At 71.7% G+C, this 13,609-nt stretch carries 11 protein-coding genes; 6 read left to right on the forward strand and 5 right to left on the reverse strand.

Translation table 11 applies throughout. From position 1 onward, the window contains the following. Both PPSIR1_RS06020 and PPSIR1_RS06025 read right to left on the reverse strand, forming a co-directional pair. Positions 1–855, reverse strand: coding sequence for an ABC transporter permease (locus PPSIR1_RS06020; protein WP_006970110.1), 855 nt, complete (start codon positions 853–855; stop codon positions 1–3). Further along, positions 855–1,601 (reverse strand): ABC transporter ATP-binding protein, encoded by a 747-nt coding sequence (locus tag PPSIR1_RS06025; RefSeq protein ID WP_006970111.1) that lies wholly within the window; start codon positions 1,599–1,601, stop codon positions 855–857. The genes PPSIR1_RS06020 and PPSIR1_RS06025 overlap by 1 nt, the downstream gene beginning before the upstream one ends. 326 nt (positions 1,602–1,927) lie before the next feature. Here PPSIR1_RS06025 and PPSIR1_RS06030 point away from each other — a divergent pair, with 326 nt between their 5' ends. From PPSIR1_RS06030 to PPSIR1_RS06045, 4 genes are all read left to right on the forward strand, one after another. Further along, entirely contained in the window at positions 1,928–3,181 is a 1,254-nt protein-coding gene (locus PPSIR1_RS06030) for an LIC_10091 family protein (protein ID WP_006970112.1), read from the forward strand. A gap of 170 nt (positions 3,182–3,351) precedes the next feature. Continuing rightward, on the forward strand, positions 3,352–3,741 hold the full coding sequence (locus PPSIR1_RS06035; RefSeq protein WP_006970113.1) for a DUF3127 domain-containing protein: 390 nt from the start codon (positions 3,352–3,354) through the stop codon (positions 3,739–3,741). Between the two features lie 47 nt (positions 3,742–3,788). Beyond that, positions 3,789–6,494, forward strand: coding sequence for a carboxypeptidase-like regulatory domain-containing protein (locus PPSIR1_RS06040; RefSeq protein WP_006970114.1), 2,706 nt, complete (start codon positions 3,789–3,791; stop codon positions 6,492–6,494). A gap of 123 nt (positions 6,495–6,617) precedes the next feature. Beyond that, the gene (locus PPSIR1_RS06045; protein ID WP_006970115.1) at positions 6,618–7,604 is read left to right on the forward strand and encodes a hypothetical protein; all 987 of its coding nucleotides are present in this window, start codon (positions 6,618–6,620) and stop codon (positions 7,602–7,604) included. Positions 7,605–7,611: 7 nt separating this feature from the next. Here PPSIR1_RS06045 and PPSIR1_RS49160 read toward each other — a convergent pair whose 3' ends face one another. Then, positions 7,612–8,829, reverse strand: coding sequence for a hypothetical protein (locus tag PPSIR1_RS49160; protein ID WP_198154469.1), 1,218 nt, complete (start codon positions 8,827–8,829; stop codon positions 7,612–7,614). Positions 8,830–8,901: 72 nt separating this feature from the next. Between PPSIR1_RS49160 and PPSIR1_RS49165 the strand changes: the two genes are divergently transcribed. After that, entirely contained in the window at positions 8,902–10,215 is a 1,314-nt protein-coding gene (locus PPSIR1_RS49165) for a Glu/Leu/Phe/Val dehydrogenase dimerization domain-containing protein (RefSeq protein ID WP_006970117.1), read from the forward strand. 216 nt (positions 10,216–10,431) lie between these two features. On the opposite strand, the gene PPSIR1_RS41940 is transcribed toward PPSIR1_RS49165, so the two are convergent. After that, the gene (locus PPSIR1_RS41940) at positions 10,432–11,634 is read right to left on the reverse strand and encodes a M23 family metallopeptidase (protein WP_006970118.1); all 1,203 of its coding nucleotides are present in this window, start codon (positions 11,632–11,634) and stop codon (positions 10,432–10,434) included. A 230-nt stretch (positions 11,635–11,864) separates the two neighbouring features. Between PPSIR1_RS41940 and PPSIR1_RS06065 the strand changes: the two genes are divergently transcribed. Continuing rightward, a complete protein-coding gene (locus PPSIR1_RS06065) occupies positions 11,865–12,482 on the forward strand; it encodes a hypothetical protein (RefSeq protein ID WP_045115462.1) in 618 nt (205 codons plus the stop codon). Here the strand turns inward: PPSIR1_RS06065 and PPSIR1_RS06070 are convergent, their stop codons facing one another. Further along, the gene (locus PPSIR1_RS06070; protein WP_006970120.1) at positions 12,483–13,580 is read right to left on the reverse strand and encodes a hypothetical protein; all 1,098 of its coding nucleotides are present in this window, start codon (positions 13,578–13,580) and stop codon (positions 12,483–12,485) included. It abuts the gene before it with no gap. Between the last annotated feature and the right edge of the window lie 29 nt (positions 13,581–13,609).

Consider the following 13,609-nt stretch of genomic DNA (forward strand, 5'->3'; position numbering starts at 1 on the left):
TTACCAGTGCCTCCGGCCGAGCATGAACACGCACAGGTAGAGGACCACCGCGGCGATCCCGATAAAGAACACGACGTCGCCCAGGCGGACGACGCCCTCACCGAAGCCGTAGAAGTGCTGGTCGACGCCGAGCTTGCCGAAGGCCTCCTCGAAGCCCTTCCAGGCGCCGCCGAGCCAGACCAACACGCCGACCACGGCGCCGATGAGGCCGAGCAGGCCGGCGCCCTCGGTGTTGCCCTGGACCGCGGTCCACAGCAAGGAGATGAGCCCCGCGAACACCGCGCAGCCGACGATGCCGCTGGCCCACGGCTCCGTGCCCGCGAACACCATCCCGGCGCAGCCGAGGGCGCCGAGGATGAAGGCCACGGTCGCGTTGCCGGCGAACATCGAGGCGAGCAGGCCGATGGCCACGAAGGTCGCGCCGATCAGCCAGTAGCCCAGGTAGGTCGAGAGCATCAGCCCCAGGTCCGGCTGGCCCAGCCAGCGCAGCACGAGCACGTGCGCGACGCTAAAGCCCAGGCCCACGGTGAACACGCCCAGCGCCCCGAAGTACTTGCCGAGCACCACCTCGGTGTCGCGCACCGGCATGGTCAGCAGCAGCTCGTCGGTGCCCAGGCGCCGCTCCTGCGCCCACACGCCCATGGTCACGGCCGGGACGAAGAGCATCAAGATGGCCGGCATGACCTTGTTGAGCAGGGCCAGGTCGGCGAGGTTGCGGGCGAAGAAGCCCTCTTGGAGGAAGGCCCCGGCGCCGGTCGCCGCGATGAACAGGGTCAGGAATACGTAGCCCGCGGGGTTGCCGAGGTAGCTGCTCAGCTCGCGCCGGGCGATGGCCTTGACGACGTTGAAGTCCATCAGTTCGCCTCGCTTTCGTGTTCGTCTTCGTCCTCGTCCTCTTCATCGTCGAGGGGCGCGCCGGCGAGGGCGTAAAAGCGCCGCTCGATGTCGCCGTCGCCGTCTTCGTCGAGCTCCTCGAAGGAGCCCTCGAACACCAGCCGGCCCTCGTGGATCATGATGACCGAGTCGGCCACGGCCTCGACCTCTTGGAGGATGTGGGTGGACAGCAGGATGGTCTTTTGCTCGCCGAGCTCGCGGATGAGCTTGCGGACCTCGCGGATCTGCAGGGGATCCAGGCCCGAGGTCGGCTCGTCGAGGATCAGCACGTCGGGGTCCGAGAGCAGGGCCTGGGCCATGCCGACGCGCTGGCGGTAGCCCTTGGACAGCTTGCCGATGGGCTTGTGGAACACGTCCTGAATCGCGCACTGCGCGACGACCCGGTCGATGGCCTTGTTGACCGAGCCGAGCTGGCGGACCTCGGCGTAGAAGGCCAGCAGCTCCGCCGGGGTCATGTCGAGGTAGAGGGGGCCGTTCTCCGGCAGGTAGCCGAGGCGACGCGCGAGCTCGAGGCGGGCGCCGTGATCTCCGGGGTTCTTGCCCAGGATCTCGATGCTCCCCTTGGTCGGCGCGAGGTATCCGGTCAACATCTTCATCGTCGTCGACTTGCCGGCGCCGTTGGGGCCGAGGAAGGCGGCGACGGTGCCCTTGCGGACCGAAAAGGAGATGTCGTTCACGGCGACGAAGTCTCCGTAGATCTTCGACACTCCGCTGACGCGGATGGTGACCGGAGCGTCCCCAGGTGGTGCTTCTTTCGATGCAGCGTTGGTGCTCATGGGCTCTCTCGTGGGTTCCCTGCGTGCCCCCGCGGTGATGACGGGACACGTGCAGTTGTCGGCGGCGGCCGCGAACTGGTCGGTTCGGGTTCTATTCCAATGATTTCGGCACTTCAAGCGGCGTTTGCGTGTGTGCTCGCTCGCAGCGACGGTCTCCGCCAAAGCCCTGGAGATCGCGCCGCGGGACTGATCAGCCGTGCGGTGCCACAACCGCCGCAATCTCGCTCGTTTTGCGACGCCGTGTTTAGACTCCGCCCATGAGCTTCGCCCGGCTGACCCTGTCCGCCTCTGCAGCCTCCGTCTTGGCGCTCTCCCTCGGTGTCGGCCTGGGAATGGGCCTCCACGCCTGCGGAGGGGCCCCGCCCGACTCCCCGGCGGCCGCCCAGCCGCCCGCGGATCAAAACGCCGCGAACGCCGCGGACCCCAACGCCGGCGCGGCCGAGGCCGGGGCCGCCGAGGGCGAGGAAGAGGAAGAGCTGGTCGTCGAGGACGACGACGAGTCCGACGAGGGCGTCGACACGGAGCTCGAGGTCGACCTCTACGCGCCCCTGACCGACGAGCAAAAGGCGGTGTTCCTCGCCGGCGAGACCGAGGAGTGGATCTCCACGGAGGAGCACTACATCAAGACCAACGAGCGCCGCCACGACGTGTGGTTCCCCTACATCGCCGACAAGGGCGGGGCCTACGTGGGCGTCGCGGCCGACCAAAACTACACGCTGATCGCCGTCGCCAAGTCCGAGTACGTGTTCCTCATGGACCTCGACTGGCGCGTGGCCGAGCTGCACCGCGCCTACGAGGTGCTCATCGAGGCCAGCGAGGATCCCCAGACCCTCCACCAGCGCTGGCACAAGGACAACAAGGACGAGTCCTACGCGCTGATCGAGAACGCGCTGAAGGACGAGCTGTCCCCCGAGCACCTGCGCAAGACCATGATGAGCTGGACCTCGGCGCGGGAGACCGTGTACCGCCACCTCAAGAACGTCATCGCCCGGGACGAGGGCGGGGTCAACACCAGCTGGCTGTCCAACCCCGAGTACTACGCCCACATCCGCGAGCTCTACCTCGCCGACCGGGTGCGCTTTTTGGTCGGCAACCTGACCGGGCCGACGACCGTGCAGACCATCGCCAAGGTCAGCGGGGAGCTGGGCGTGCCCGTCAAGCTGCTCTACCTGAGCAACGCCGAGGAGTACTACAGCTACACCGGGCAATACCGCGAGAACGTCCGCGCCCTGCCCATCGCCGACGACTCCGTGGTCCTGCGCACCATCTACGGCGACAAGTTCGTGCACGCCGACTCGCTGTGGAACTACCAGGTCCAGCCCCTGGCCGACTACCAGGCGCGGCTCGAGGATCGCGCCCTGGGCGGCTCGCGCAACCCGATGATGCGCATCGCCGAGAAGGCCGGCGAGCTGCAGCGCGACGCCGAGGGCGTCAAGGGCCTGAGCCACCTGAACATGGCCATGCTCGACGGCGCCGCCGAGGCGGCCCCGGAAGCGGCCGACCCCGGCTGAGCCCGGGCCGACCCTGCCCGCTCGAACGCCCCCGCGAGACCGCGGGGGCGTTCTCACTGGTTTGCGGCGGGTGTCACCGCCAGCGCCCGGGCCCCGACTCGATCCCGTCCCGATCACGTGCCCCGCCGGCCCTTGACTCCCCCCCGCCCAGAGTCGAGCCTGGGGGCGCCATGGAGCTCGCCGGCAAGATCAAGGTCCTCTTCGACACCCAGAACATCAGCGCCAAGTTCCGCAAGCGCGAGCTGGTCCTGGTCACCGACGAGCGCTACCCGCAGCAGATCCTCGTCGAGTTCACCCAGGACAAGATCAGCCTGCTCGACCGCGTGTCCGAGGGCGACGAGGTCCGCATCCAGATCGACATCCGGGGCCGGGAGTGGAAGAGCCCGCGCGGCGACGTGAAATACTTCGTCAGCATCCAGGGCTGGCGCATCGACCCCCTCGTCGCCGACCAGCCCGAGGGAGGAGGCCCCGACGCTCCCTCGGACTTCGGCGACGTGCCCCTGCCCGACGGCCCCAACGGCTACGGCAGCTCCGAGCCACCGGATGACATCCCCTTTTGAGTCGTCCGAGTTGATCGCTTTGCGACCCCGCGCGTAGATCGGGGGCGATGCCCTCCCCCGACGCTTCGCCCCCGAACTCGGAGCGCTCGCGCACCGGCCTCGCCGTCTTGCTCGCCGCGCTGCTCGGCCTGGCGATCGGCGCGTCCTGGCTGCTCCGCGGGGGCACCGACACCGACGAAGCTGGCGACGCGCAGGCGCGGCCTGAGGGCGGCGAAGGCTCCCGGCGCGGAGATGGCCAGGGCGGACTCGTGGGGCGCGAGGGCCCGGCCCCGAGCGCCCTCGGCAGCGTCCAGGGCACCATCACCGACCTGGACGGCCAGCCCCTCGCCGAGGCCCGGGTGTGCGTGCGGCCCCGCTTCATCCGTCACGTCGCCGGGACCCCGCTGTGCGAACGCAGCGACGCCCAGGGCCGCTACGCCATCGACGGCGTGACCCCGGGCAAGGTCGAGGTGTTTGCGAGCAAGGCCGAGTACCAGCCCCACGAGGGCGAGGCCCGCCTGGCCCCCGGCGGCTCAGCCCGCGTCGACCTCGAGCTGCTCCCGGGCGCCGTGCGGCTGCGCGGCATCGTCCGCGATCTGTCCGGCGGGGTGATCGAGGGAGCCGTGATCGCGGTCGGCGGGGACGGCCTCAGCGGCGATCCCAAGGGCCGCGCGCTGGTCCAGACCGACGCCGAGGGGCGCTTTTTGGCCTGGGTCCGCCGGGGCCGGGTGCACCTCTACGCGGGCGCCGAGGGCTACGCGACCCGCAACCTGTTCAGCTCCGCCCCCGGGCCCACCGTCGAGCTCTACCTCGTGCCCGAGGCCGTGCTCGTCGGCCGGGTCGTCGACGCCGAGACCGGCGCGGGCCTCCCCGACGTGCCGGTGTCCGAGGGCCGCATGAGCGCCGGCATCGACATGAACTACGTGGTCGTCGGCCAGGGCATGACGCGCACCGACGCCGAGGGCTACTTCCGCATCGCGGGCATCGACCCCGGCAGCTACCGGCCCTTCCTGGTCGATCCGCGCTACCTCGGCCGGGCCGAGGACAGCGCCCAGCTGGCCCTCGGCGAGACCAGCGAGACCATCGAGATCCGCGCCCGCCGTGCCGGCCGAGTCCGCGCGCGCATCGTCGACGAGGACGGCGAGCCGACCTGCGCGGGCGAGAGCGTGACCGCCTCGCCGGCCCCCTTCGAGCTCTACAACGCGACCATCGACGACGAGGGCTACGTCGAGCTCGGCGCCCTGCGCCCCGCCGACTACCGCGTCAACGCCCACTGCTGGGGGCGCATGGTCAAGCGCATCGGCCAGTTCAGCGTCCCCGCCGAGGGCGGGCAGGTGCCCGAGCAGACCTGGACCGTGCCCGCCGGCGCGACCATCGAGGGCCTCGTCGTCGACGGCGAGGGCCGGCCCCTGCCCCGGATGCTCGTGCTCGGCAAGCGCCTCGCCGACGAGGACGACGACAGCGGACCCACGGCACGCAGCGTCCGCTCCCAGCCCACCGACGCCGAGGGCCGCTTCGTGATCCGCGGGCTCGAGCGCGGGACCTACGAGCTCGAGCTCGGCGGCAGCGCGGCGCCCCAGCTGCCCGAGCCCGTCGAGGTCGTCGTCGCCAGCGACCGAGTCGGCGACGTGCGCATCGAGGCCCCGGTCGCCGGGACCGTGCGCGGGCGGGTCGTGGGCAGCGACGGCGGCGTGCCCCCCTCGCTGACCGTCACCGCCTACGGCGAGGCCGGGGGCTGGCGAGACACCCACAGCGACGACGAGGGCCGCTTCGAGCTCACCGGCCTCGGCCCCGATCGCTACCGCGTCGCCGCCCTCGACGGGCGCTGGCAGATCGAGGTCGGCGAGGCCACCGTCGCCCTCGACTCGGGCGGCGAGGCGGAGATCGAGATCGAGGTCCGCGCCAGCGCCGGCCGCATCGCCGGGCGGGTCGTCGACGACGGCGGCACGCCCCTGGGCGACGCCTTCATAGCGATCACCCGCCAGTCCGAGGCCCTCGCCGATCAGCTCCCGCCCGCCGGCCGGCTGCGCTACGGCGACAGCCCCGGCCGCCCCGTGCTCACCGACCTCGACGGCCGCTTCACCCTCGAGGGCCTCCCGGACGGGCTCTACACCGTCCAGGCCAAGGTGCCTCAAGGCGGCGAGGCGGCCCGCGTCGACGTGGAGCCTGGCGACACCGAGGTCGAGCTCGTCATCGACTCCCCCGCCGAGCTCGCCGGCACCGTCGCCCTGCGCGGCGCCGCCGAGGCGGGCAGCGTCCGCGACTACGCCGTGATCCTCACCGAGGCCGGCGGCGCCGAGCGGCGCGAGCACTGGCGCGACCGCGGCGACGGGCGCTGGCGCTTCGAGGCCCTGGCCCCGGGCAGCTACACCGTCCAGGTCACCTCGCCCACCGCCGACGGCCAGGCCAGCGTCGAGCTCGCCCCCGGCCAGTCCGTCCTCGATCTCCGCGTCGAGCTCGACGCCCGCGTGCCCGCGCGCGGCCGCATCGTCGACGCCGAGAGCCAGGCCCCCGTGGCCGGGGCCGAGGTCCGCGTCGAGGCCCCGGGCGCCGAGCACTACGGCGTCGGCTTCATCCCCTGGGTCGAGACCGACGCCGAGGGCCGCTTCACCCTGCCGGGCGTGCCCGTGGGGTCGCTGAAGATGAAGGTCATCCCCGCGGGCCGCGTGGACGCCCGGGCGCACGAGGTCTTGCGCGAGGGTCTGGACGTCCCCGCCGACGCGCCCGCCGAGGGTCACGACCTCGGCGACTTCGCGCTCACGCCGGCGGGGTAGTCTGGGGCGGGAGCCCGCCATGGCCGCCACCCACGCCCGACCCGTCCTGGCCCTCGCGCTCGACGATTGAGCCGCGTCTTCGGAGAGCCGCACAGACCTCGCCGGGCGTGGGACACTACGCAGGTGGCGCGGCCTTTCATCGCGGAGACCCTCGGCGCGGCCCTGGCTGTCCTCGGCGGCTGCATCGGCACCAGCGAGCCGCCCCCAGCCCCTGCCGAGCCCACGCCAGCGCCAGAGCCCGAACCCGACCCCAGCCCGAACCCGCCAGAGTCGGAGCCGCCCGCCACCTGGCCCGCCGCGGTCCCGACCCCCGAGGGCTTCACCCTCGAAGGCGAGGCCTCGGGTGCCCTCGACCCGGTGACCTTCATGCTCCACCGCCCCTTCGCCGAGACCTGGGCGTCCTGGCGGCCACGCCTCGAGGAGGCCGGCGTCGCCCTCGAAGCGGTCGACGAAAGCGGAGGCGCGATCACGGCCTCGCTGTGCCTGGATCCGTGCGCCGAGGGGGATCGCCACGCGCTGTGGCTGAGCGCCTACGGCGAACAGGCCACGCGCGGAGCGTTGATTCCGTCCCTCGCCCGCGCCCCCGTCGAGCTCCCCGGAGACTGCACGCCCATCGACACCCGCGCGTTCTCGATCATCGAGCACCGCTCGGGGCACGGCTACAACGACTACTCGGAACGCAGGGTCGACGTGGAGCAGGACTACCGCTGGAGCTTCGGCCCGCGCCCGGAGCTCGACCTCGATCGAGACGGCTTCTTCGATCTCATGGTGCCCACGCGCGCCGACGCGAGCACCTGCCCCACGGAGGTGCAGTGGGATCTGTGGGTCACCCGGGGCGCGTGCGGGCACTTCGTGGGGCACATCCAGGGCGACCCCGCCAACCTCTGGCGACCCCCGCCGGTCCGCATGGTCGGTGGGCTCGTCGCCCTGCCCACCCGCGAGGACCCTCGGGGCCCGCACGAGGGCGCCCTCGACTTCGTCTACGAGTTCGACGGCGCGCGCTACCAGCAAGTCCAGCACGAGGAGAAGGAAGCGCGCTGCGACGTGCACCCGGCGGACTGCGAGCCGATGATCCACTCGCGCTGCCGCGACGAAGCGCCCGCCCCCTGAAGCCGCGCTAGGGCGAGTCCGGACCCGGCGGCGGCGGCGTCCTCGGCCGGTCCCGACCCGAGTAGGGCGCGAGCCCGTCCACCGGCGTCGTCGCGCGCTCGTGAAACAAGATGGAGCCGGCGCAGACCAGGTTCTTCGGCCGGCCGCGCGCAGGACAGCTGCGGTCGAGGATGCGGGTGTAGAGCGCGGGCGCGCGGGGATCGTCGAACAGGTCGAGGACCCGCGCGTAGAGATACAAGCGCCAGGGATCGTCGATGCGCTCGAGGGCCTCCGGAGTCAGCGAAGGCGCGCGAATCTCGAGGCTCACCGGTCGCGTCGGCGCGTCCCGGGGCGGGTGCAGCTCGACGCGCTGGCCCACGGCCGCGGCATAGATTCGTGGTGGATGCGGCGCCCGACGTGCCAGCGCCGGGACCACGGCCCAGGGCACGCCGGGCACGGAGTCGATGGTCTCCCCGGTCATCAGCCCCGGCGCCCAGCCCTGCTCGCCGAGGCTCGGCACGCCGCGGGGGTGCTCGTCCTCCAGGGCAAAGGGCTCCAGGTTCGCCCACGCGTCGACGTAGACGCCCCGCCCCAGCTCGGGCCCGGTCACGTGCACGACCTCGTGGCCGACCTCGATGCCGACGAGCTCGACCGCGTAGCCGAGCTCCCGCTCTTCGACGGCGGCCTCGAGCACCAGCAGGGCGAGGTGGTTTTGGCCGTCGCAGTTGGTCGCCCCCCGAACCAGGCGCGCGAACACGCCCTGGGCAAAGCTCGGGTCGCCGCGGTAGGCGTCGAGGCGCCCGCCCATCTGCTCGCCAAAGGCGTCGAGGGAGACCTCGAGCTGGTTGAGGCTCTCGAGGCGCACGGCGAGGGTCGCCGCCTGAGCCAGCGCGTCGATCTCGGCTTGATCCTCGATGGGGCTGACGTCGGCGAGGCCCTCGAGCTCGTGCTCGACCCACGCCCAGGTCAGGGTCTGCGCCATCGCCAGCACGAAGCGACGGTCCCGGGGATCCAGACCCTCGAGCCAGGGCTCGAGGCCGTCCTCGCCGCGGGTCACGTAGTCCGGAAAGGTGTCGACGAACCACAGCGCCGCGTCCACCGGGGGCACGTCCAGATCGACGCGAAAGCGCTCGGCATTCCCTGCGCTCCCCTCCCCGTCCGTGCGCTCGTCGAGCCACGCGTAGACCCCCGCGCACACGACCAGGGCGGCGCCCACCAGGGGGACGGCGAGGCTTCGACGATGCACCCCACGAGGGTAGCAGCGCGCAGCTTTTTACGCGGTTGCGCCCACGCGAGGGCTCCCCCTAGATTGCGCTCCGTGAGCCTCCTGGACCTCGATCCTGTCGCTTTCGCCGCACGCCTCAACGAGCAGGGTGGCCGCGCGTGCCTGACATGGGACGCCGAGCAGCGCCGCCTGGTCGCCAGCCAGCCGTGGCTCGAGGAGCTCGCCGCGGAGCTGAGCCTAGACGAGCGCGACTTCAACGGCCACGAGGGCCTGTTCTTCGCCGTCGGCCCCGAGACCGGAGCCCTGCACACGGCCTTCGTCCACAACACCGTCCGCGGCCAGGGTGCCGGCGGCCTGCGCCACTGGCCCTACGCGCGCATGGAGGGGCTGATCCGCGACGGCCTGCGCCTGTCCGAGGGCATGAGCCGCAAGAACGCCCTCGCCGGGCTGTGGTGGGGCGGCGGCAAGGGCATCGTCGCCCGCCAGTCCGGCGACCGCTACCGCGACCCCGCCTACCGCCGCCAGCTCTACCGGGAGTACGGCGCGTTCACGACCTCCCTGCGCGGGGTCTACGTCACCGCCGAGGACGTCGGGACCACCCCGCCCGACCTCGCCGCCGTGTTCGAGACCACCCGCTTCGCGACCTGCGTGCCCGCGGCCGTGGGCGGCAGCGGCAACCCCTCCGGGGCCACGGCCAAGGGCGTGGTGTGTGCCATGGAGGGCGCCCTCGACCACCTCGGCAAGGGCAGCCTCGAGGGCAAGACCGTCGCCATGCAGGGCGCCGGCAACGTCGCGACCTTCATGATGGAGGAGCTCCTCGCCCGCGGCGTCGCCAAGATCGTCGCCACCGACATCAACGCCGAGCGCCTCGACCAGCTGCGGGCCCAGTTCGCCGAGGCCGGCGCGGGCGCGCGCGTCGAGCTGCGCCTGAGCGAGCGCGGCGACCTGTCGATCTTCGCCGAGCCCTGCGACGTCCTCGCCCCCAACGCCCTCGGCGGCGTGCTCGGGCCCGAGACCATCCCGATGATCCAGGCGCCGATCGTGTGCGGCGCGGCCAACAACCAGCTCCTCGACGACCGCCGCGACGACTCGGCCCTGGCCGAGCGCGGCATCGTCTACGTGCCCGACTTCGCCGCCAACCGCATGGGCATCGTCAACTGCGCCAACGAGCAATACGGCAAGATCCCCGACGACCCCGCCATCGAGCGCCACTTCGGCCGCGAGTGGGACAACGCGGTGTTCGTGATCACCAAGCGCATCCTCGAGCTCGCCGCCGCCGAGGGCGTGACCTCCTCGACCGCCGCCAACCGCCTCGCCGACGAGTTCTGCACCGTCCCCCACCCCATCTGGGGCCACCGCGGCAAGGCCATCGTCGCCGGGCTGCTCGCCGACGGCTGGGGCGCCTAGCGACCCCAACAACCAGCGACGCTCTGACGCCTCGTCGACCAGACGACGCTTCGTCTCTTCCCGACATCGCCCCGACATCCCGCCTGCTCCACCCCATGAGCGCCCCCCTTGGGGGCGACCACATGCCCCCTCGCAGGCACGACCCCCACTGAGGACCAGCCTCAGCGAAGGAGCGGACAGCGACGAAGCGGCCCCGGTCCAAAGCGCCTGCGGGGGCTAAAACTTGTGATCCTCGATGAACTTCGTCGGTGAGATGAAGCCGTCGGGGTACTGCCACACCCCGCAGTCGTCGGCGATCGCCGTGTAGAAGTAGGGCTCCTCGGCGATGGTGTCGATGTCGTTCTCGCCGCCGTTGTCGTAGCCGCAGATCGATCCGCCGCCGTTGCTGGCCGACAGATCGCACAGCGGCTTGGACAGCAGGACGTAGTGCAGGTGGGTGTTGGACGACGACCCGCCGTTGATGCACTGGGCCCAGTCGCGCACGCTGGTGATCTGCTGCCCGCGGCTGACCTGCTGCCCGGTGCTGACCAGGGGCGCGTTGACGTGGCCGTAGAAGGAGCAGACCTTGCCGCCCTCCCCGTCGTCGTGCTCGATGAGCACGACGTGTTTGTAGCTGCTCCCATTGGTCCCGGCGTAGCGCACCACCCCGTCGGCGACGGAGTAGACCGGGGCGTCGATGCTCGCCAGCCCGCCCCCAGGCGCGGCGATGTCCTGGGCGAGGTGGCGCCCGCCCCAGGCCCCCCAGTAGTGGCCCATGACCTGCCAGACGAGCCAGCCGCCGGCGGGGTAGCTGGTCTGATCGCCGACGGGGTAGCTGAACAGGCCGTCGCCGCCTCCGCCCCCGGTGGTCGTGCCCGTGGTCGTGCCGCCAAACACGACGCCGCAGCAAAACTCGCAGTCCCAGGTCGGGGTGCCCTGGCCGCCGCAGGCTCCGTTGTCGTTCCACTCGCAGTAGGCCTCGTCCCAGCCCTGGAGCCCCGCGTAGGTCCCGCACGAGGGCCCCGAGCAGCACAGGTCGCAGTCGTCGGACACGACGCCCTCGCCCTCGCACACGCCGTTGCCGTTGTCGCAGTAGAAGGTCCCCCAGTTCTGACCCGCGGCATGATCGGCGCAGCTCGGCCCGCCGTTGCCGCCGCCGTCGGTGGTCATGGGCTCGCCCCCGTCGACGCCCGTCGAGGTGCTGTCCGTGCCCTCGCTCGACTCGGAGTCCGAGTCCGAGCTCGACTCCGTGCTCGAGCTGTCCGAGTCGTCCTCGCTCGTTCCCGTGCTCGCGTCGCTCGAGCTCTCCCCCGTGCCCTCGGCGGTCTCCGTGCCGACCTCGTCCGCGCCGGAGCCCGTCGAGCCAGCGTCGGCACCCAGGGTCGAGATGCCGGGCGAGAAGGGATCGCGGCCCTCGTCGTCGCTGCAGCCCGACCCCACCAAGCTCGCACAAACGGCCAAGGCTGCGCTGACCACCTTCCACGGCTTCCCACCACCATTGACGTGCATTGCGATTCGACCATAGCACCATCGGTGGCAGCGCGAAGTGTAGACATTGGCACCCAAAGTCCAGTCATCGACGGACAAACGGCCAACAGACAGCGGCGGCTAGCGCGCCGTTTTATCCTCGTGACCCTTTCGCAGCAAAGTGTCGATAGTCTCGACCCACCATGGCGATCAAATCCTGGCAAGCCCGGTGGGCTCCCGTGGGGGCGTGCGCGCTCTCCCTCGCCCTGACTCCCCTCGCGTGCTCGGTGGGCGACGATGAGAGCGCGGACAGCTTCGTGATCTCGGCCGGGACGCCGTCTGCCGACGGAGGCGACGACGGCGACAGCGAGGACGAGGTCGGCGAGACCGGGACCGAGACCGAGACCGAATCCGAGACCGAGTCCGAGTCCGAGACGACCGAAACAGGCTCGACCGACGAGTCGAGCGGCGAGGACACCACGGACGCGTCCTCCGAGTCGACGGACACCGGCCTGCCCGAGCTGCCCTGCGCGGCGAAGTTCGACCTCATCCAGCCCAACCCCGCCGTCGTCGGCCAGCCGCTCACGGCCCAGTTCACCGACGACGTCGGCCACGTCCACATCGGGATGAGCGCGACCCAGCTCGAGGGCGTCGGATCGCCGAGCGCCGGCAACGAGTCGATCACCAGCGACGGACCCAACGGGCCCTTCCACTGGACCTACACCATCACCGGCCACGGCGAGGGCATCGTCGAGCTGACCTTCACCGCGAACATGCAGCAGAACGTGCTCGGCAACTGCCGGGTGCACGTCGTGCAGTAGCTAACAACCGTCGAGGGGGACCGCCAGGGGCAGCGTGTGTCCCCCGACCAGCAGCTCGCCCTCCACGGCGCACAGCTGCGCGACGCCGCGGTTGGATACCCCGCGCAAGGTCCGAACCTGGGTAAAGCCCGGGGGCAGGTTGTTGTCGAGGGGCGCGCCCGAGCCTTCGGGCTCCGTGAGCCGAAGGTCCTCGAGCTCGACCTCGAAGGGCGCCTCGCTGCCGTCGAGGGCGCGCAAGGTGGCGAAGGGCTGGACCATGACCGGCTCCGGGCTCGCGCTCGCCGAGGACACGTTGGTCAAGGCGACGCGCACCTCGACCTCGTAGACCGCGGCGAGGCTCGGCGCCCCCCCGCGCTGACGCGCGCCCACGGCCCAGGCCTGGGCGCTCTGGGCCGCGTCGTCGAGGCTCGCAATGGCCAGGCATAGATCCGTCGCGTCGAGGCGCTTGCGTCGGAGCAGCACGGACACGGCCTCGCGCAGCTCCTCGACCTTGGCGGCGATGCGCGACTTTTTGTCGGCCAGGTCGGCGTTGGCCTGGACCATCGAGTAGAGCAGCTCGACGTAGGTCGGGAACAAGCTGCGGTCGCTGGCGCCCTCGCTCTCGACCATCAGCGCCGCGTCCTCGGGGGTCAGCAGCTCGAGCTTGGGGAACAGCACCTCGGAGCTGTCGAGGCGCTCGGACAGGGCGTTGAGGATCGCCAGGGTCTGGCGGCGGCCGTCCTCGACCCGCGGGCTCCCGCCAAAGTCGAACTCGTAGGCGAGGGCGAACAAGGCCACGTAGAGCAGGTAGCCCTCGACGGGCTCCATGGCCGCGCGCAGGGCCTCGGGCTCGGCCCGGTTGGCGCTCGAGCAGCGCGCTCGGGACAGGATGCCTGCGGTCTCTTGCAGGCCCAGGGCCAGGCGCACGGCCGTGACCTCGTCGCCGCCCACGAAGTCGAGCATGCGCTGGCTGTAGAGCACCTCGGGGCGCTTGGGCGCCCGGACCCGGCGGGACAGGACCCGGGCCTCGACCAGCTCCTCGGCCGCGGGCAGGGGCGCCTGCGCGGGGGGCTCGACGGGCTCGGGCTGCGCGGGGGCGCAGGCCAGCGCGCTCGCCATGGAGAGCGCGAGCAAGGCAGCGCCGCGCG

It is taken from the genome of Plesiocystis pacifica SIR-1 (assembly GCF_000170895.1).
Taxonomy (GTDB): Bacteria; Myxococcota_A; Polyangia; order Nannocystales; family Nannocystaceae; genus Plesiocystis; species Plesiocystis pacifica.